Raw genomic sequence first — 19,322 nt, 5'->3', positions numbered from 1 at the left:
TGGTGCACCTCTGGACAGCTGTGTTCGCCCAGCGGCCGCAAGGCCCTGGGCAACCCATGGAGAACCTGCAGTGAACCTGAACAACCCCAAATTATTCCGTGAACAGGCCTACATCGAAGGTCAGTGGCTGGCTGCTGACAGCGGCGCCACGATCACTGTAACCAATCCGTCTAGCAATGCGGTTATCGGCCATGTTCCGCGTATGGGCGGCGCAGAAACCCGCCGCGCCATCGAGGCGGCCGAGCGAGCTTTGCCGGCTTGGAAAGCCCTGTCGGCCAAAGAGCGCGCGAGCAAACTGCGTCGCTGGTTTGACCTGATGATCGAACACCAGGACGACCTGGCGCAGATCATGACCCTCGAACAAGGCAAACCATTGGCCGAAGCGCGTGGCGAGATCGTGTTTGCCGCCTCCTATATCGAGTGGTACGCGGAAGAGGGCAAGCGCATCTACGGTGACGTGATTCCAGGCTCGGCTGACAAGCGCCTGCTGGTCCTCAAACAACCCATCGGTGTGTGCGCCGCCATCACGCCGTGGAACTTCCCCAGCGCCATGATCACCCGCAAGGCCGGACCGGCATTGGCCGCTGGCTGTACCATGGTGATCAAACCTGCTTCGCAAACACCGTTTTCCGCCTTGGCGCTGATGGTATTGGCTGAGCAAGCCGGCATTCCAAAAGGCGTGTTGTCGGTAGTGCCTGGCGCGGCGGCGGAGATCGCCGAAGAGCTGACCAGCAACCCTGTGGTGCGCAAAATTTCCTTCACCGGCTCCACTGAGATCGGCCGCGGCATCATGGAAAAGTGCGCCCACGACATCAAAAAAGTCTCGCTGGAACTGGGTGGCAACGCGCCGTTTATTGTGTTTGAAGATGCCGATCTGGATGCCGCCGTAGACGGTGCCCTGGCTTCTAAATTCCGTAACGCTGGGCAGACCTGCGTGTGCGCCAACCGCCTGTACGTGCACGACAAAGTGTACGACGCCTTCGTCGACAAGCTCGCCGCTGCCGTGGGCGCACTGAAAACAGGTGACGGCTTCGAGGCCGGCACCACCCTTGGCCCGCTGATCGATGAAAAAGCGGTGGCCAAGGTTCGCCAGCATATCGACGACGCCCTGGAAAAAGGCGCCAAGGTTTTGCAGGGTGGTTCTGCTCATCAACTGGGCGGCAACTTCTTTCAACCGACCATTCTGGTCAACGTACCGGACAACGCCCGGGTCTCCAAAGAGGAAACCTTCGGCCCGCTGGCCCCGGTGTTCCGCTTCTTTAGCGACGACGAAGTCATCCGCAAAGCCAACGACACCGAGTTCGGCCTGGCTGCGTATTTCTACGCCAAAGACATAGGCCGTGTGTTCCGTGTTGGCGAAGCGCTGGAGTACGGCATCGTCGGAGTTAACACCGGAATCATCAGTTCCGAAGCCGCGCCATTTGGCGGCATCAAGGCCTCCGGCGTGGGCCGAGAAGGTTCCAAGTACGGCATCGAGGATTACCTCGAAATCAAGTATCTGTGCCTGGCCGGGGTTTGATGGAGCCAGCCTCACTGTCAGGGCATCGCTACCCCTGACAGCGCTCTACCGCTGTTCCTTCTCCAACCGCAGGGCGTGCCCTGCGGTGTGGAAATCGCTGTGTCGTAAAAACATAAAAACAAGGAATACTCGACATGAAAGACCTCTGGCAACTGCCCATCGGGCTCAGCCTGTTCGCCTGCGTTTCTCTACCTGTCACCGCCGCCGACAAAGCCGCTACCTGGGGCTTGGGCGATTGGGGCGGTACCCGTAGCGAACTCCTCGAACAAGGTGTGGACTTCACCATCGGCTATGTCGGTGAAGGCGCAACCAATCTCCACGGTGGCTACAACGATGACCGCACGGCGCGCTACGTCTCGCAGTGGGCATTGGGCACGCACCTGGACCTGCAAAAACTACTCGGCTGGAACGACGCCGAATTCCAGGTGCTGCTCACTGATCGTAACGGCGACAACCTGTCCAACGACCGCATTAGCGACCCGCGCACCGGCCAATTGAGCTCGGTGCAGGAAGTGTGGGGGCGCGGCAAAAGCTGGCGTCTGACGCAAATGTGGTACCGCCAGCAGTTCCTCGATAAATCCCTGGATCTGAAGATTGGGCGCATGGGCGTCAACGAAGACTTCAACAGCTTCCCGTGCGATTTCCAGAGCCTGTCGTTCTGCGCCGCGCCTATCGGTAACGTCGCTGGCGACGTCTGGTACAGCGGTCCTGTCAGCCAATGGGCGCTGCGCGCCAAGTACAACTTGAACGAGCAGTGGGCCGTGCAAATCGGCGTTTTCGAACAGAATCCTTCGAACCTGGATCCAGACAACGGCTTCAAATTGAGCGGCAGCGGCACCAAAGGTGCTCTGGTACCGGTCGAGGTGATCTACAAACCCACCGTGGGCGCGCAAGCGTTGCCGGGCGAATACCGCGTCGGCTACTACCACAGCAGTGCCAGCGCCAACGACGTGTACGACGACGTCAACGGCAACCCCCAGGGCATCACCGGCCAGGCCGCCAAAAGCCAAAGCAGCAAAAGTGGTTGGTGGGTGATGGGCCGTCAACAACTGACCACCCGTAACGGTGATGCAGCGCGCGGCCTTAGCGTGTTCGCCAGCGCCACGTTCCACGACAAAGAAACCAGCAGCATCGACAGCTTTCAGAACCTTGGCATGGTGTACATGGGCCTGTTCGATGCCCGCCCCAAAGATGATTTTGGCTTGGGTATTGCGCGTATCCACATCAATGACGACGTCACCAAACGTCAGCGCCAAATCAACACCGCCAACGCCATCACCGACTACGACAACCCGTCGTACGTCCCCGTGCAGCACAGCGAATACAACATCGAACTCAACTACGGCGTGCACGTTACCGATTGGCTGACCGTGCGCCCCAACGTGCAATACGTCCGCAGCCCGGGCGGCGTTTACGAAGTGGATAACGCCGTGGTGGCTGGCGTGAAACTCCAGGCCAGTTTCTAAACCTTCAGTCCCAACAAACACAAAAAAGGATAACGAACATGAGCAAATCCCAAGGAAAAGTAGCGTTCGTCACCGGCGCCGGCCAAGGCATCGGCGAAGCCATTGCACTGCGCCTGGCAGCTGACGGCTTTGCGGTTGGCTGCGCAGACATGAACATCGAAACCGCCAACCTGGTGGCCGAAAAAATCAAAAAAGAAGGCGGGCGTGCGTTGGCCGTCAAAGTGGATGTGGCTGACCGCGATGACGTGTTTCGCGCCGTGCAGGAAACCGTCGACGGCCTGGGCGACCTGCATGTGGTCATCAACAACGCCGGCATCGCGCCCATTTCACCGATTGAAACCATCACGCCGGATATCTACCGCAAATGCTTCGACATCAACGTCGGCGGCGTTCTGTGGGGCATTCAGGCAGCGGTGAAAGCGTTCAAGGCACTGGGCCACGGCGGCAAAATCATCAGCGCCTCGTCACAAGCCGGGCATATCGGCAACCCGGATCTAGCCGTTTACGGCGGCACCAAGTTCGCCGTGCGCGGTATCACCCAAACGGCGGCTCGCGAGCTGGCGCCCCTGGGCATCACCGTGAACGCCTACTGCCCGGGCATTGTGGATACGCCAATGATGCGCAAGGTCGCTCAGGACGTGGCCGACAACGCCAACCAAAGCGTGGAGTGGGGCATGGAGCAGTTTGCTCAGCACATCACCTTGAAGCGTCTTTCCCAGCCCAAAGACGTGGCCGCCTGTGTGTCGTTCCTGTCCGGACCGGACTCGGACTACATGACTGGGCAGGCCGTCATTATTGATGGCGGCATGGTGTTCAACTAACTCCAGTAAAGCGCTCCAGGCATCGCCGAACCCATCGCGTTAACGGATGCCGGGACCAACATGAGGGTGTGACATGTCCATTACAAAAGGTATTGCATCGCCAGCCAAGTTCCTGGTTCAGGCCGATGCCCTGGTTGACCTGTCTGTGCATGGCAAAGCGTACGGCGCGAAAGCCTATTTGATTTGTGATCAGTTCATTGTTGGCCGGGTGCGTGAAAAAGCCATGCCGGGTTTCAACAACGAGCAGGCCGCTGAGGTGGCCGTATTTGGCGGGCAATGTTCGGACAGCGAAATCAACAAGCACGTTGAAGCTGCCCGCAGTTATGACTATGTCGTTGGTATTGGTGGCGGCAAAACCCTGGACACCGCCAAGGCCGCTGCGCACTTCCTGGGTAAACCGGTACTGATTCTGCCGACGTTGGCGTCTACCGATGCGCCGTGCACGGCTATTTCAGTGATTTACAACGACGACGATACATTCAACCGCTACCTGTTTTTAGCCAAGAACCCGGATGTGGTGTTGGCCGATACACGGATCATGGCAGAGCAGCCGCCACGGTTTTTCGCAGCAGGCGTGGGTGATGGTTTGGCCACCTATTTCGAAGCCCGCGCCTGTTACGCTGCCCAGCGCGACAACCTGATTCTGGGCAACGACGGCAAGATGCTGAAGCCAACCTTGATTGGTTTCGCCATTGCCAAAACCTGCTACGAAACCATCAAAAAGTACTCGGCGCAGGCCGCGTTTGCGGTGCGCAGTAAGTCCATTACGGCGGCGCTGGAGAACACCATTGAGGCCACCATCTACATGTCCGCCGTCGGTGCGGAGTCCGGTGGCTGTGCAGCGGCGCACGCGATTCATAACGGCATGACCTTTGTGCACGACCTGCATGGCGCCCAGCACGGCGAAAAAGTAGTGTTTGGCTTGTTCACCCAGTTGGTGATGGAGGCCGCGCCGATGGAAGAGATAGAGGAGGTGGTCGATATCGCCATTGCCGTCGGCTTGCCCCTGACCCTGAGCGACCTGGGGCTTAAGCACTTCAAGGAAAGTGAATGGCGACAAGTTGCCCAAGCCGCCTGCGATGTAAACGACACCATGCACAACATGCCGTTTACCGTAACGCCCGAGTTGGTTTACGACGCGATTGTGGCCACCGACGCCATGATGCATTCGTTTAAACAGAAGAAAGGCCTGTAGGCGGTCAGCCGTTTGAGCGGCAACTGCACGGGGTACACAGCCCGTCTTCTTCAGCCTGAACACTAGGTGTAGTGTTTTTTGCCGGTCATTTTGGAGATCAAGGTGGCCGGTTTTTTTTCTGCTCAAATTTGTAGGAGCGCTTGTTTTCAAAAGACCGAAAAGCAATTGCATAGGGGGAGGGGTAGGGGGGATTCTCCGCGGGCGACATCACCGGTTAGATGCCGTTGCTCGCCGGCCGCTATTCGGGCTGGATATGGTTAAAACCGTTAATCGGTATCGTGGATGGAATTGGTCGCCTTTTGCCGATTGCAATCGCTCACAACAGGACGGCCAGAAGCGGTCGTTTAAAGTAATGAAAATAAATCTGTCCCCTTTTTCGACGGGCTCGGCCGATAACTGCCTGTCAGACTCGTCGGCTTTGCGCCAGCACTGCAGCCAGTAAGGCTCGACTCACGGTGTGTTCTGCTCGATAAATCCGCGTAAGTCGCTGGTGAATTTGTACGGGTTTTTAAACATCAGAAAGTGGTCGCCATGCTCAGCCTTGCTGTAGACGTAAAGCGCCGAGCCTGGAATAACCGAATGTGCCCAACGTTGGCTGGGCAGGTTGGCGCTGTACTCCCCTGAGAAGATGGCCACCGGCATGGTGATCTTGTGTCGCAGCACGTCGCGCCAGTCGTTGGACGCATGGTCGTAGAGCACACGTACCACCGCGGTCGGATCGTTTTTTATCACGGCTGCGGCAAAACCCTCGGAGTTGGCAAAGTACGGCGAGTCTCGCAACATCGCGCGTTCCGCAAAGTTGGTGGTTTGTGGGTCCGGGTGTTGCGAAACAGGTGCTTTGAGCGCTGCAATCAAAACGTCTGGGGAGGGCACCATAGCGCCAGCGTCTCGCCGCTCCTGCTCGGACCAATCGGCGTGGGCGACAATCGAAATAGGCTCATCGACAAATACCGCTTTGCGTATGCCTTCGCTGCCAAACAGATCGATGTAGCTCCACAGCACGGATGCGCCCATGGACCAGCCACAGTAGTTGGCGGACGTGATGCCCAGGTGCTCGTTCAGCTGTTTCAAATCCATGGCGTAGCGGGCAATGCGAGCGCCGTACTCAACCTTATCCGACAGGCCTTGGTTGCGTGGGTCGAGCACGATCACCCGGTAGTGCTTCGCCAGTAGGTACATCACGTTGACGTACTCCGCGCCATTGGCGGACCAACCTGGAATGAACACGATCGGCTGGCCTTTACCTGCTTCCCAATACTTAAGGGTGACGCCGTCATTGGTCTTGAATGAGTTGATCTGCAGCTCGGGAAACTCGCTGAGTTTACCCGGCAGCCCTTCGAGCTGATGAGGGAACACATAGTCGTGGCCGATCACAGAGAGCGCAGAGGCGGCGAACGTGAAGGGGCTGACGGCGCTCAGTGAGGCGGCCAGCAGCAAGGTCTTGATCGTCAAAGGGACTTTTTCAACAGAATCGGCCAGGAGCGGTCAGTCACGATAGGCAGAGCTGATCCAAAAAATGACGCTGGACTTAGTTGTAGACGAGCGAGAGGGGCGAGCGGGTAGTGGATAGCTACCTGAACCAGTTTTGGCGGTTTCAAGCGTGGCGTGCTTTAACTTTCCGCCTGGAAGCGCGGAAGTCGAGTTATCGCCATCGCTCAGGTTACGCCGAGGAAGGGCGAGTCGTTTTCGCAAGCAGATGTCGTTGAGCTGGCCCTGATGCAGGTCAGTGAGCGTTGGATTCCTGTCGACTCAGATTACGAAGGGGTGATTGAGGCCATGCTCCACGCCGCTGGCCGCAGCTTCGATAAACCTCTTCGCTACGACGCTGATGAAAGTGAGGTTTTCCCTGACTTCTGGCTTTTGGACACGGGTAAGGACTACCCCCTGGAAGTGTTCGGCATGAGCACACCTGCCTACCTGGAACGGAAGGCCGTCAAAACGGCTTGGTACAATCGGGAGTACGGCGGGGCAGGGTGGTGGTCGTGGAATGCTGCGGCTGATCCGAAAGGAAGAAATATCCCTCCTTTCCCGGCCAAGTCCTGAGCGCCTTCATCGAAAGCATGCGTTCTTGGGTTCTCTAAATCTCGTGCGATGCTGAAAGCCTCAAACCCGAGACTGCCTCTCAAGGAAAACGTCATGCAATCCGTACTCTCGAAGAAGTCCACAGGGATGAAGAGCAGCTTCTGCCCAGTTACGCATTCGCCTTCCCCCAACGTAACGCGAAGCTTTGGCTCTGACGTTCACGTCAGTTACAACCCGCGTAGCGGCGACTATGGCAGTGATACGACAGCTATCGTCCTGCGCGAGCGCGTATTCTTTGTGCTCAACGGCGATCATGCCGAAACGATCTGCAAAGTCGCTGAAAACAATGGTGTCCATGGCTGTGTCGATTACTTCGTAGAGCACATTGCTCAGGCCAATAAACTCAGTGAGCACCTGATGGCCACAGGCGTAAGTAATGATCCCTTTGCTCTGATGCCGACTGCCTTGGAAATCCTTGGGCAAGAAGGCGTAGACCGCATCGCGGCGGCTGCAAAAGCTCAACTGGACTCCAAGATAGAAGGTGTTTGAGGAAACCCGCCATGTTGCACCTTGTGACCGAACAAGAAGCTGGTGAGCCGGATATCTTGAGTGTGGTAATGCACTCAGCGTTTGAAATCCGCTCGCTCGCCGGCGACGTGCTTGTCACGGTGCCAGCGCCTGAGTCCGGGTGGACGCATGCGCAGCTGGTAGCCACTGCTGTAGAGCATGAAGCGGTTACTCCTGACGGCGCCGATGGCTACTTGGGTGGCCAGTGGATCGGTAGTACCGAAATCTGACCTAGGAAAATGGACCATGCCCTTGATCAAACTAGACTCCGCGATGGTGACCCACTTACAGGCTCGGGTAGCCGCCTTGGCCGAGCTGCATCGCGATATCTCGACACTGATCGAGGCTATCGACCTGCCAGCTTTATTACACACGGCAGATCGTATCAATGACCGCCTGCGCGAGTTGCACCCGAGGGTAATCCGCGAACATGAAATGATGGACTTACGCGAGCAGGTTCGAGTCATGACCGAAGATTGTCGCCGGCTGCTGGACAACTGAGCTGAACACCACCCGAAGCTAGGGAAACCGAAATGACTGAGCAGAAATTGAGTATCGCGGCACAGATTGCAGCCCTGATGCCTGGCGGTGATGACAGCCGCATGTGGCGAAACTACTTGGCCAGCGCTCTTGAGCAAGTAGCCGCAACCGACGACCTTACCCTGCTCCGTGCCGCCAAAGGCGCTGATGAGTTCGAGGTGGGCTTTATGGCCTTCGTGTCCAACTTCCCTGGTGTCGAGATTGAGCCTGCGCCCGAGGGCGGCTTCTACGGTGTTGCCTTGGGGCTTGTGAAGCTGGATCGCGCGCTTCGCGGTGAGGTGCTGCGCGCCTATGCTGCCGTGTTGAGAACAAGTTAAGGGGATCAGCATGTCCTGGGCAGATCGCGCAGCACCAATTGTTGGGGAGGTAATTCGCCGCGTAGGGCGAAGCGACCAGCAGGCCCTCCGAAAGGCGCTGGCCGAGGCATACCCGTGGGGAGAACGAAAAAACACTCCCTACAAGGCGTGGCTCGCCGAGGTGCGCCGGCAGCTAGGCCACCCGCTGAACACGCCGAAAACAGATCCAGCGAACCAACAAGCAGACATGTTTGGCCAACGCAGCCAGTAGACCGACCCACCAAAGGCGCTCCTCGATCATCATCCTGGATGGGTTGAAAGTGACCGCCACATCTCCACCGGCAGGCGACCGCAGCCGGGCCACCCAAACGGTAAGCTTGCATCCTCCGGCGTTTCCCGCATACTAACCGGGAAACGCCGGATAGGAGAACCATCATGCTTGCTGAAGTCCTACGCGACCACGGGTATTCAGCTTACCGTGCGCGCTTACAAATACTGCTGGAGATCCCAGAGTCTGCCAGCGACTTCGAGATTCACACCAGAATCAGCCATGGCTTTTCCGCAGCGCGGTTAATGAGGCTCACTGAAGAGGGGGTGGTTACCCCGCTGGAGCGAGACCAGATTATCCCGCTGCGCACCCTGAAAAACCGGATCGAGCGCGATCAGCCCCTCACTGTCGAGGAAAGCGATCGGCTCTTCCGATCGGCGCACATCACGGCGATGGCTGAGGCTATCTTTGGGGACGCCGACAAGGCCAAGCGATGGCTCTCCAAGCCTAAGGAACGATTCTCTGGGTTGACGCCCATGCAACTGCTCACAACTCAGCAAGGCACAAGCCAGGTTGAAGAGATGCTGCTGCAAATCGCCGAAGGCTTCGCTCTGTGATTCTGTGGCGGATCAGCTCATATGCTGACTTGAGCGGGACAGGTGGCTTGCGCGTGAGCGGCCGCTGGCACCAGGCCGGCAGACCGGTCGTCTACACCGCGACCAGCCCGCCGGGAGCGATGCTCGAGGTGCTTGTTCATCTGGAAATTGATCCGGAGGATTTTCCGGCGACGATGCAGCTTCTCCGTATCGAAGTGCCTGACTCTGTATCGCAAGCCCAGATGCCCACTCTGCCGGCTGGTTGGTCGGCAGAGACCGAGCTCACCAGAGGCATTGGTAACCAGTTCCTTGATGAGTGCAACGCACTGCTACTGCCAGTGCCCAGCGCTATCATACCGAGCACGGTGAACTACCTGTTCAACCCTCGGCACCCAGAAGCACAGAGCGCGACTATTCAGGTTGAGCTTTTCACCCCTGATTCGAGGTTGTTCTAGCAAGCGCCCTGAACAGCAAAAAGCCCAGCAGGGCTAGGGCTTTTTGCTGTCTTGCCGCGATGAGAAAGTCACCGTTTTGACGATGCAGCCCTTGATTTCGAGGCCCGCGGCCTGCCTCGTCCGGGGTATGCAGGCTTCTTCCCTTCCAGGAAGAGCTGGCTCAGGACACACCCACAGTCCGCTGCCGCAAAACCAAAACTCATCTGCCCGCAAAACTCGCAGGTCGCAGTTAGTTGCTTGCGGGTGCTCAAGCGGCGGGGGATTACTGCATGTAACTATGGATTGGCCGAGAAAGGGCTATTGCTGAACGTCTGCGTTCATCTTCCTCACGAGCAGATTCACGGTCAGGGTAGATATCCAAATGGACAAGCCGCGCAATGATTGCTCCTTCGGTTCTTTCCAGTTCAGCAGCAATTGAGTCGGCTGACATCAAGTACGTTTGCCAAAGACGCAACATCTCAGCCTCCTCGTCCACGCTCCATTTTTTTCCAGCAGCCACCGGCGGGGATGGGCTATCGCTGTCTTTAGGGTCGAGGTGTGAGGCGCATAATCGTTCCCACCGAGTAAGGCGCTGAAGTATCAAATCCGCACTATCTACCTGTAGTAGGACCAGTTCACCGAGGTATGGAGACCCATCGGTAACAAGAGCTTCCAGGGACTTCCGTAACGCTTTCGCCGAACTGAGTGCGGTTTTAAGAAGAGCTTTATCGTGTTCGCTGGACATGTCAGTAAGCCTCTAGTTGTGTTTGATGTTTCGTAGAGGATATGCCCGGCCTGGGCTCGCTCCTAAGCCATTTTACCGTTCGTGATTGCGTCGAAGCTTCGTATTCGGGCGGAAAATACGCCTGAAATCGCGCCGGATTCCTTACTCGCTGTTGCATGCTTGGAATTCCCTACTTATCGGGTAAACCGATTCCCAACAAGCCAAAGGAGAGAGGTATGCGAGTCATGAACGAGGCCGCAAGGTACGAGGCGCAACTGTTTTACAGCATCATGGGGGACCTGCTTTCCGCGATGGAACGGGACGATACTGAGATGCGCTCGATGTTGATTGAGAAGCGTAGAGAGTTCCAGGTCTTGGCTCAAATGTGCCGGGACACAGGTTATTTCCAGCGGAGCAAGATCCAGTTCAACGAACTCAAGCAGCACCTGGAGGAATCAACACCTCCCGAAGATCGGCTGGCGAAATCGTGTTTTTGGCTTTTGGATCTAATTGTCAATTGGCCTGCCTCTCTGCACATGCAGGGAGCAGTTCGCTTGTACGTGGTACTGGTTGCGCTTTACCTCGAGTGAGGGATGGGTAGTGTGGGACGCATTGGTGGCCTTGGGTTATTCCAGAACTATGGCACGCTGAAATCATGAAGCACATCAAGACCCTCCAAGTTCGCGTTCGAGACAAGCATGCGCCGCTGCTACGGCAGATGGCCCGGCAGGTGAATTTCGTCTGGAACTACCTGAACGAACTGAGCCATCGCTCGATCCGCGAGCGCGGGGTGTTTCTATCCGCCTTCGACCTTCATCCGTACACCAAGGGCGCAGGTAAGGAACTGGGCCTGCACAGCCAGACGCTGCAATGTGTCGCGGCTGAGTACGTCACCCGGCGAAAACAGTTTCGCAAGGCGCGGCTGAACTGGCGCAAGTCTGGTGGTGTGCGGCGGTCACTGGGGTGGGTGCCGTTCAACACCGCGGCCGCCAGTTGGAAGAACGGCCAGGTCTACCACAACGGGCACTATTTCAAGGTCTGGGACAGCTACGGGCTGGCCCAGTACCGCCTCCGCTCCGGCAGCTTCAGCGAAGACGCTCGTGGCCGCTGGTACTTCAATGTCGTCGTCGAGCTGGAAACCCAGCTATCGACGGGGCAAGGGGCCGTTGGCATCAACCTGGGCCTGAAGGACGTGGCCACCTGTAGCGACGGGCAGCGGCTGGAGAATGGCCGTTTCTACCGCGACCTGGAGCCCAAGCTGGCCAGCGCCCAGCGTGCCGGCAAGAAAGCTCGGGTGCGGGCAATCCACGCCAAGATAGCCAACCGGCGCAAGGATGCCTTACACAAATTCAGCCGCTCGCTGGTCGAGCGCTGCAACACCATCATCGTGGGCGATGTCAGCCCGCAGAAACTCGTCAGAACCAGGATGGCCAAGTCGGTGCTCGATGCCGGCTGGGGTCAACTGAAAACGATGCTGGCCTACAAATGCGCGCACGCAGGCATCGTCTTCAGGGTCGTGAACGAGGCGTACACCACCCAAACCTGTAGCTGTTGCGGTGCATTGCCCGCCAGCAGGCCGAGAGGTATCGCAGGGCTTGGAATAAGGGAATGGATCTGTGAGTGCGGTGTCACTCACGACCGCGACGTGAACGCGGCCAGGAATATTCTCGCGCTCGGGCATGGGCGTCCTGTAGAGGGAATCCCCGGCGAAAGACCGGGGAGGATGTCAATTCGAGATCGCGATACAACGTCTTCGAGCTGCGCTTTCAGTCGGTAAAAGCGTCTGAAATAACAACCCGCCAAGGAATACGGCAGGTACGATCTCCAACAAATCCAAGGAGAAATTTTCCGCCATGACTCATTCAGTGGTCAACATCGACCACCTCAAACAGCAGGTACTCCCTGAGTTGTTTGCTTTCCCGGCTCGCCTCGGCGAGTACGGGGGCGTAGCGGATAGCTCTGCCAAAATCGATCAACTATCAGATCTCATGGAGAGCGGGTCGGCGGCAGCGCTTGCGGCCAAAATCGCAGAAATCCTCTCGAAAATGGCCGACGCCTCGCCGGAGCAGATTACCCGGAAGCCGACCTGGTTCGAGAAGGTTCTGGGCGGAGCCGTGGAAAAGCAGGTTCGCTATCAAGTCGCCCGGTCAACACTGGAACAGCTACTGGCCGAAGCTGAAGGACACGCCCAAGGTGTACGCGATACGGTCAGTGCCATCAGCAGAATGATCGTTGCCCACGCCGAAGAGGCGGAAGCACTGAAAGTGTTCATCCAGGCCGGGCGCGAATTCCTCGAAGAGAACCCTCTCATCGGGACGGTAGCGGAGGGGGAGATCGAGTTTGATCGGCCGCGAGAGCGGCTGGCGCGAAAGCTCGCCAATTTGGCAACACTTCTGGCCTCACACGAACTGAGCGTTAGCCAGATGAAGCTGAGCCGCGCCCAAGCCCTCGACATGCTCGATCGCTTCCGAGAGACAGTCACCGTACTGGTTCCAGTATGGCGGCAACACACCCTTACCCTGATCACCACCAAACACATGAGCCCGGCGATGGTCGAGGCTGCCAGCAAGGCGCATCAGGCGCTGATGGCCAGCCTGTCTGAAAGCCTGAATGGCGTGAAGCACTGAGGAGCAAAACATGCAGCCGGAAATTACCGTGACAGATCTCGCCACTACCAACACCGAGCTTACCCCAGCTGGGCTTCAGGCTCTTGGTCTCCAGGAACAGGACATCCCCCAGATCAAGGCTGTAGCGGCACTGATCCAGGCAGAAAACCCGCTCTCGGTTTCTCAGTTCGGCAGGGAAGTGGCAGAACACACGTCCTCCTACGCCGACAGCTTGCTCGACCAGGTTCGTAACAGCGACCTGGACGATGCCGGCGCAAAGCTGAGCGAGGTGGTTGCCGTCGCGCAGTCGCTCAATGTCAGCGCGCTTTCCAATCGCCGTTCGCGCATCCCTGTCATCGGCCCGCTGATCGACAAAGTAACCCTGCGCGGCAAGTCCGTCATGGGTCAGTTCGACACCACGCGAGAGCAAATTGAAAAGCTCGTTGCTGAAGTCGACCAAACACAAGCGGGCATTTCTGCTCGGAATACCGGCCTCGAGTCCATGTTCGTTGCGGTACGCGAGGAGCATCGCCTGCTTGGCATCCACATTGCCGCCGGTAAGCAGCGCCTTGCGGAGCTACAGATGCAGGTTTCTCAGCTTCGGGCGAACATCGGGAACGACCCGGCCCGCTTGCAGCAAGTTGCGGATCTGGATGCACTGATCTCCAACCTCGACAAGCGTATTGGCGACCTCACGGCGCTCCAGCAGTCTGCGATGCAGAGCCTCCCGACGATTCGGATGATTCAAGCGAATAACCAGATGCTGGTGGACAAGTTCCACACCATCCGGGAAATCACTGTGCCGGCCTGGAAGCGCCAATTCATGCTGGCTTTGACGCTGAACGAGCAGCGGAACGCCGTCCAGCTGGCCACCAAAATCGACGACACCACCAACGATCTCCTCAAACGCAACGCCGAGCTGCTGCACCGCAACTCCGTAGAGACGGCCAAAGCTAACCAGCGGTTGGTAATCGACGTGGACACCTTGCAGAAGGTCCAGGCCACGCTGATCCAGACCGTCGAAGACGTAATCAAAATCCAGCGTGAGGGCGTAGCTCAACGCAAGGCCGCAGAGAAAGAGATCCAGGGCATGCGTCTCGATCTCCAGAAGCGCCTGGGCAGGACTGATGAAGTGAAGGAGCTTCACTGATGACCGAACCAGTCCAACTTTTCCGGTTGCGGGTCGACGGTCTCGTTGCGAAGGAAAACATTCCCTTAGCGCAGCTATCGAGTCTCTTGAATGACTATGGCGTCGTGGAGGACAGTACCTTGAATAGGCTGATGGCTGGCCAGACCGAGCGCGTTCTCGGTCAAGAGCTGGAACTGTCCAGGCAGACTCCAGAGGTTGACCCGCAGTTGTACACGCTGCTTGTTGATGGAAAAGTCGCCGCGAAGGACGTTCCTGATGCAGAGCTCGACAAGCTCCTCGCTAATTACGGTGCTCGTAGAAAGGAAATATCTCGTGGTCTCGTTGCAGGCAAGACACAGCGTGTGCTCGGTCAGGATCTGAAGCTATTACGGCAGCCGGTTGGGCAGCCGGTACATGCCACCGCCAAGCACGAACAAGCCTCAAACGAAGCGAAAGCAGAGTCGACAGCGCCGAAGACACATCGAGCCCAACCCGAACCAGCTTTGCCGGCAAAAGCGCCGACGCCTTTTGACGCGCCCCTCCAGGAACTGATCTCGCGGGCGAAGAAGCTACGCAAAGGCACGCTCATCTACGGTGGTACCGCCCTGGGTTTGGCGGTATTCGGGGGCGTATTTTACGCGCTGGGTATCGCCGCAGAGCCAACAACGGCTATTGACCAGATCCTGGTTCCTGATGCGATCGCCAAGGCCTTCCAAGCATCGGGCCACGAGGGCGGCGGTATTGGCGGGTTGATGGGGGTCGAATCAGCCGTCGACTCGATCCTCAATAGCACAGCTCTCAAAATGATCAGCGCGGTTGCAATGATTGCGGGTGTAGGCCTTGCGGTTATTACCGGACGCTTGTTCAACATCGTTCCCGCCGTCATGGTCGGCATGATGCCGCACATCATGGGAGCGTTTCTGGGGATACTAGATCCGGGCACGGCAAGCACGGCAAGCAAGCCCAGCGAGTTTTATTCCGCGGTTGAGTCTAAGAACCTACCGACGCTTCAGCGTCTGCTCAGCTCCAGAGAGGATCTGGACGAGGTGGCCAGGGCGTATGTGCTAGCCCAAGCATCTGTTGCCGGCGGCAGCTCCTCGAAGTGGGTTGTTCTGACAGCGAAAAATCTGCGAGAGGGAAAAATTAAGGGCGACTTCTCCGTGCCGGCCGGCATTGCCTACGCCATCGAGGCAACTGCGCTTGGCCCAGAAAGCCCGTCTCTTTCTGATCGAGCCGAACAGCATCGCCAGAGTGCCTTGGCCGAGGCAAGCGACTGGAAGCGCAACAGCTTCTGGGCACTTCTCCTGGCAGGGTTGTTTGGTGTCATTGCCACGGGCCATGAATCGATCGCGCAAATTATCTTTCGCAGGGTTCGTCGCATTGGCGAGCTTCTTACCCCGCTGCGGTAGCTACTGCGAGCAGCGCTCAAACCCAAGCCTTGCTTGGGTTTTTTTTCCCCTGAATAGCCTGGAATCACCCTTGTTTTAAGGAAAAGACCGTGAAATCGATCCTCATGATGTTTTTGGCCATGCAGATGGCCACGTCTCACTTCGCTCTTGCCTCCGCACCTACGACCTTCGAGCAGGCCAAGGTTGAGCTACGCCAGAAGGTCTACTACGACCGCAACACCAGCGAAGCCGGCGATCTTTACTGTGGGTGCGACTGGAAGTGGGTAGGGCGATCCGGAGGCCGTGTGGACTTCGCCTCGTGCGGGTACGAAGTCCGCGCTCAGGAGAATCGCGCGCAGCGCATCGAATGGGAGCACGTCTTGCCAGCATACGCCTTCGGCAGCCAGCGGCAGTGTTGGCAGAACGGGGGGCGCAAGAACTGCATCGATACCGATCCGGTATTTCGCAAAATGGAAGCCGACATGCACAACCTTGCGGTGAGTGTTGGCGAGGTCAATGCTGACCGAAGCAATTTTCGCTATGGCGTTTTACCCTCAACACCGATGCAATACGGCGCTTGCCCGACCAGAACAGATTTTCAGCAGCGCGTGACAGAGCCTCGCGACCAGGTGAAGGGCGCGGTAGCCCGAATCTACTTCTACATGCACGACCGTTACGGGCTATCGATGTCCAGAGCACAACAGCAGTTGCTGATGGCCTGGGATCGTCAATACCCGGTGAGCGCGTGGGAACAGGAGCGTGACCGGCGGATCGCCAGAGTAATGGGGCATAGCAACCCATTCGTAACAGGTGAAAGATCCTGGAATCTCGGTATGCGAGTGAAGGGAGCGGGCACAATGGCACAGGCCATTCGGAGCGAACCAGTTCAGCACCAGGTATCTGGTGGATACGCCTCCAGCTCGCTTTCGCCGGTGATTGGCAACCGCAATAGCAATGTTTACCACCTGCCAGTGGGCTGTCCGAGCTATGAAAAAGTCGGAACGCGCAACCGGGTAGAGTTTGCGAGCGCTGCGGACGCCGAAGCTGCGGGTTTCAAACGGGCCGGAAACTGCCGATAAGGGCCGTTCGGAGGGGATATGCGGTTTTGTAGCCTTCAGGGCCAGGTTAACCCTTCCTGAGCCTCCAGGGCGCTGTGCGGTCGTTACAGCCCGTGCTGACGGGAAGCGTGAGGTGAGGGAGCGAGTTTTGCGTGCCTGGCCGGGTGTATCGTGAAGATCTCCCGGCCGGCCTCGATGATCAATCAACGGTCTGATGCTGTTTCGTTTTTGCAGTGTGCTGGGCCGGTACCGGACCAGAATGGGCTGGCGTAGTGGCCAAGGTGTGAGTAATCACCGAGCCGCTTTTGTTCGCCAGGTTCTTTGCCAGAGAGGGGTCATGCCGAGATAAAGGGAAAATTCACTCACTTCGCGCGCAAGGTATTGATATTGTTAACTTTTATAAGTCATCCGCACCGCCCGTGATTGTGGACTATCTTTTCTGATTCCTCAGAAAAGGAGGTCCTATGGCTTCATTAGAGCGCACGGCGTACCCCACTCTGTCAAAGGCGTATTCAAAAGCTGAGCTGCAGCGGGATTTCTCCTTCTCAGATGATGAGATTAAGTGGGTACGAAGCAAGTCCAAGGCCCCCTTTCACCTCAATCTCGCCGTTCTCCTGAAGACCTTTCAGGTACTCCGATATTTCCCTGATATCACCGACGTACCTGATCAACTGGTGGCGTTCATTCGCGAAGAGTTGGGTCAGCGTAGCAAGGTGAAATTCGCGGAATACAAGTGGTTTCAGCAATATCGCCACATGAACGCGATCCGAGCTCGCCTCGGTGTGACTGCATTCTACGGCTCTGATGCTATCGAACTCGCCGAGCGGCATGCCAAAGCAATGTCGTTCGTGCTTGACCAGCGTGCCGACATCATTAACTCCGTGATTGAAGAACTGATCCGCCAGGATTATGAGCTTCCTGCGTACTCAACCCTGAATGATCTCGCTGAGAGGATTCAAGCCGAATCCCAAGAGGCAATATTCAACCTCGTAGTAACCAGAACGCCAATCGAGGTGATCCACAAGCTAAAGGAGCTGCTCGACACTGACTTCGGCCGACGCCAGAGCGACTTCAATGCGCTGAAACAGGCACCCAAGAAGCCATCTCGCAAACACCTGGAGGTGCTGATTGATCATCTGGCTTGGCTAGAGAGCTTCGGAGATCTGGCGGCCATTTTTGATGGAATAGTCGACACTAAGATCCGTCACTTCGCAGCCCAAGCCGCGGCGTCAGACGTCGCCGAGCTGAAGGACTGCTCGTTGCCGAAACGTTACACGCTGATGCTGGCCTTGATCTACCGCATGCGCGTGCGGACCCGGGATCACCTGGCCGAGATGTTCATCCGACGGATTTCGACGATCCACAAACGCGCCAAAGAGGAGTTGGAGCAAATCCAGGCGCGGCAACGCCAGAAGCTGGAGCAGTTGGCCGCGACCCTGGACGGCGTGGTGCAGATTCTGGTTCAAGAACCGGATGACCAGGAGGCTGGCAGCCTGATTCGGGAATACCTCTCTCCCGATGGCAATCTGGATCGGTTGCGCGAGACTTGCGCCGAAGTCCAGGCTACCGGCGGTAATAACTACCTGCCGCTGATCTGGAAGCACTTCAGATCCCATCGCTCGCTGTTGTTCCGTCTCAGTCACCTTCTCCAACTGGAACCCACGACTCAGGATCGGTCGCTGATTCAGGCACTTCAACTGATCCAGGACAGCGAGAATCTACACCGCGAATGGATCGACGAGCACGTCGACTTGTCGTTTGCGTCGGAGCGCTGGGTCAAAGTCGTGCGTCGTCCTGCCAGTGAAGGGCCACCGACCAACCGGCGCTATCTGGAAGTCTGCGTGTTCTCCTACCTGGCCAGTGAGCTGCGCTCGGGTGATATGTGCGTGCTGGGGTCGGAATCTTTCGCCGACTACCGTAAGCAGTTACTGCCCTGGGAAGAATGTCTCCAACGACTACCGGCCTACTGCGACAAGGTGGGACTGCCTGGCACGGCGAAGGAGTTTGTTGCCTCTCTCAAGACCCAGCTGGAGGAAACCGCGCAGCAACTGGATGAAAAATTCCCCACTTGCCGGGGGGACGTATCAATCAACGAGGCCGGCGAACCGGTGCTGCGCCGAGTGATCGCACGAGACATCCCGCCTTCGGCCATCTCGCTACAGACGGCGCTTATGCAGCGCATGCCGGCCAGGCACGTGCTCGACATCATGGCCAACATTGAGCATTGGATTCAGTTCACTCGGCATTTCGGGCCGATGTCCGGCAACGAGCCAAAGCTCAAAGAACCGGCCGAGCGCTACCTGATGACGATCTTTGCCATGGGCTGCAACCTCGGTCCCAACCAGGCCGCGCGCCATCTGGCCGGTAATGTCACGCCGCACATGCTGTCCTATACCAACCGCCGTCATCTCTCGCTGGAGAAGCTGGACAAGGCCAACCGTGAGCTGGTGGAGCTCTACCTGCAGCTCGACCTGCCCAAGCTCTGGGGCGACGGCAAGGCGGTGGCCGCGGACGGTACGCAGTTCGATTTCTATGACGACAACCTGCTGGCCGGCTACCACTTCCGCTACCGCAAGATGGGGGCCGTGGTGTCACTTTCAGAAGGCGACAGCACGAAATATCAAAAGTCGACCGCACGGTCTTTTCTGACGTTGGAGTCGCCTCAGAAAACGGAAAATAAAGCACGCTAAGGC

Annotated in this window: 19 protein-coding genes and 1 pseudogene; 18 read left to right on the top strand and 2 right to left on the bottom strand. The window is 57.6% G+C overall.

Annotation, left to right across the window (positions count from 1 at the left end; translation table 11 throughout):
• The first annotated feature begins 70 nt into the window (after positions 1-70).
• The 4 genes from gabD to ACX3YD_RS32335 all read left to right on the top strand — a co-directional run bounded on the left by gabD (position 71) and on the right by ACX3YD_RS32335 (position 5,001).
• Positions 71-1,519 (top strand): NADP-dependent succinate-semialdehyde dehydrogenase, encoded by a 1,449-nt coding sequence (gene gabD / locus ACX3YD_RS32350; protein ID WP_458962133.1) that lies wholly within the window; start codon positions 71-73, stop codon positions 1,517-1,519.
• 134 nt (positions 1,520-1,653) lie between these two features.
• Positions 1,654-2,985, top strand: a complete 1,332-nt coding sequence (locus ACX3YD_RS32345) for a carbohydrate porin (RefSeq protein ID WP_458962132.1) — start codon at positions 1,654-1,656, stop codon at positions 2,983-2,985.
• Positions 2,986-3,023: 38 nt separating this feature from the next.
• Positions 3,024-3,806: a (S)-acetoin forming diacetyl reductase gene (locus ACX3YD_RS32340; RefSeq protein WP_458962131.1), complete on the top strand. Its 783-nt coding sequence runs from the start codon at positions 3,024-3,026 to the stop codon at positions 3,804-3,806.
• A 73-nt stretch (positions 3,807-3,879) separates the two neighbouring features.
• A complete protein-coding gene (locus ACX3YD_RS32335; RefSeq protein WP_458962130.1) occupies positions 3,880-5,001 on the top strand; it encodes a glycerol dehydrogenase in 1,122 nt (373 codons plus the stop codon).
• Positions 5,002-5,451: 450 nt separating this feature from the next.
• On the opposite strand, the gene ACX3YD_RS32330 is transcribed toward ACX3YD_RS32335, so the two are convergent.
• Positions 5,452-6,438: an alpha/beta fold hydrolase gene (locus ACX3YD_RS32330; RefSeq protein WP_458962129.1), complete on the bottom strand. Its 987-nt coding sequence runs from the start codon at positions 6,436-6,438 to the stop codon at positions 5,452-5,454.
• 207 nt (positions 6,439-6,645) lie between these two features.
• Between ACX3YD_RS32330 and ACX3YD_RS32325 the strand changes: the two genes are divergently transcribed.
• The 7 genes from ACX3YD_RS32325 to ACX3YD_RS32295 all read left to right on the top strand — a co-directional run bounded on the left by ACX3YD_RS32325 (position 6,646) and on the right by ACX3YD_RS32295 (position 9,745).
• Complete coding sequence (locus ACX3YD_RS32325) at positions 6,646-7,044, top strand: DUF1173 family protein (RefSeq protein ID WP_458962164.1); 399 nt, start codon at positions 6,646-6,648, stop codon at positions 7,042-7,044.
• 93 nt (positions 7,045-7,137) lie between these two features.
• A complete protein-coding gene (locus ACX3YD_RS32320; RefSeq protein ID WP_047296950.1) occupies positions 7,138-7,572 on the top strand; it encodes a hypothetical protein in 435 nt (144 codons plus the stop codon).
• An 11-nt stretch (positions 7,573-7,583) separates the two neighbouring features.
• A complete protein-coding gene (locus ACX3YD_RS32315) occupies positions 7,584-7,820 on the top strand; it encodes a hypothetical protein (protein WP_047296951.1) in 237 nt (78 codons plus the stop codon).
• A 16-nt stretch (positions 7,821-7,836) separates the two neighbouring features.
• Positions 7,837-8,091, top strand: a complete 255-nt coding sequence (locus ACX3YD_RS32310; protein ID WP_047296953.1) for a hypothetical protein — start codon at positions 7,837-7,839, stop codon at positions 8,089-8,091.
• Positions 8,092-8,123: 32 nt separating this feature from the next.
• Complete coding sequence (locus ACX3YD_RS32305; RefSeq protein WP_047296954.1) at positions 8,124-8,447, top strand: hypothetical protein; 324 nt, start codon at positions 8,124-8,126, stop codon at positions 8,445-8,447.
• A 414-nt stretch (positions 8,448-8,861) separates the two neighbouring features.
• On the top strand, positions 8,862-9,311 hold the full coding sequence (locus ACX3YD_RS32300; RefSeq protein ID WP_011078033.1) for an antitoxin Xre/MbcA/ParS toxin-binding domain-containing protein: 450 nt from the start codon (positions 8,862-8,864) through the stop codon (positions 9,309-9,311).
• Complete coding sequence (locus ACX3YD_RS32295) at positions 9,308-9,745, top strand: RES family NAD+ phosphorylase (protein WP_011078034.1); 438 nt, start codon at positions 9,308-9,310, stop codon at positions 9,743-9,745. Before ACX3YD_RS32300 ends, ACX3YD_RS32295 begins: the two co-directional genes overlap by 4 nt.
• Before the next feature lie 262 nt (positions 9,746-10,007).
• On the opposite strand, the gene ACX3YD_RS32290 is transcribed toward ACX3YD_RS32295, so the two are convergent.
• On the bottom strand, positions 10,008-10,469 hold the full coding sequence (locus tag ACX3YD_RS32290; protein WP_047296960.1) for a hypothetical protein: 462 nt from the start codon (positions 10,467-10,469) through the stop codon (positions 10,008-10,010).
• Positions 10,470-10,684: 215 nt separating this feature from the next.
• Here ACX3YD_RS32290 and ACX3YD_RS32285 point away from each other — a divergent pair, with 215 nt between their 5' ends.
• From ACX3YD_RS32285 to ACX3YD_RS32255, 7 genes and pseudogenes are all read left to right on the top strand, one after another.
• Positions 10,685-11,038, top strand: coding sequence for a hypothetical protein (locus tag ACX3YD_RS32285; RefSeq protein WP_047296962.1), 354 nt, complete (start codon positions 10,685-10,687; stop codon positions 11,036-11,038).
• 65 nt (positions 11,039-11,103) lie between these two features.
• Positions 11,104-12,225 carry an RNA-guided endonuclease InsQ/TnpB family protein gene (locus ACX3YD_RS32280; protein WP_458962128.1) on the top strand — a complete coding sequence of 374 codons (1,122 nt, stop codon included), beginning with the start codon at positions 11,104-11,106 and terminating at the stop codon, positions 12,223-12,225.
• Between the two features lie 76 nt (positions 12,226-12,301).
• Positions 12,302-13,075: a tellurite resistance protein gene (locus tag ACX3YD_RS32275; protein ID WP_011600753.1), complete on the top strand. Its 774-nt coding sequence runs from the start codon at positions 12,302-12,304 to the stop codon at positions 13,073-13,075.
• 10 nt (positions 13,076-13,085) lie between these two features.
• Positions 13,086-14,204 carry a toxic anion resistance protein gene (locus ACX3YD_RS32270; RefSeq protein ID WP_458962127.1) on the top strand — a complete coding sequence of 373 codons (1,119 nt, stop codon included), beginning with the start codon at positions 13,086-13,088 and terminating at the stop codon, positions 14,202-14,204.
• Positions 14,204-15,592: a hypothetical protein gene (locus ACX3YD_RS32265; RefSeq protein ID WP_458962126.1), complete on the top strand. Its 1,389-nt coding sequence runs from the start codon at positions 14,204-14,206 to the stop codon at positions 15,590-15,592. Before ACX3YD_RS32270 ends, ACX3YD_RS32265 begins: the two co-directional genes overlap by 1 nt.
• Before the next feature lie 104 nt (positions 15,593-15,696).
• Positions 15,697-16,650 carry an endonuclease gene (locus ACX3YD_RS32260; protein ID WP_170962160.1) on the top strand — a complete coding sequence of 318 codons (954 nt, stop codon included), beginning with the start codon at positions 15,697-15,699 and terminating at the stop codon, positions 16,648-16,650.
• A gap of 443 nt (positions 16,651-17,093) precedes the next feature.
• Positions 17,094-19,217: pseudogene (locus ACX3YD_RS32255) on the top strand (Tn3 family transposase); the annotation flags it as partial.
• Between the last annotated feature and the right edge of the window lie 105 nt (positions 19,218-19,322).

The organism is Pseudomonas fluorescens group sp. PF-1, from assembly GCF_054481335.1.
The sequence above is the reverse complement of the archived record's forward strand: the minus strand, read 5'-3'. Positions and strand labels throughout refer to the sequence as shown.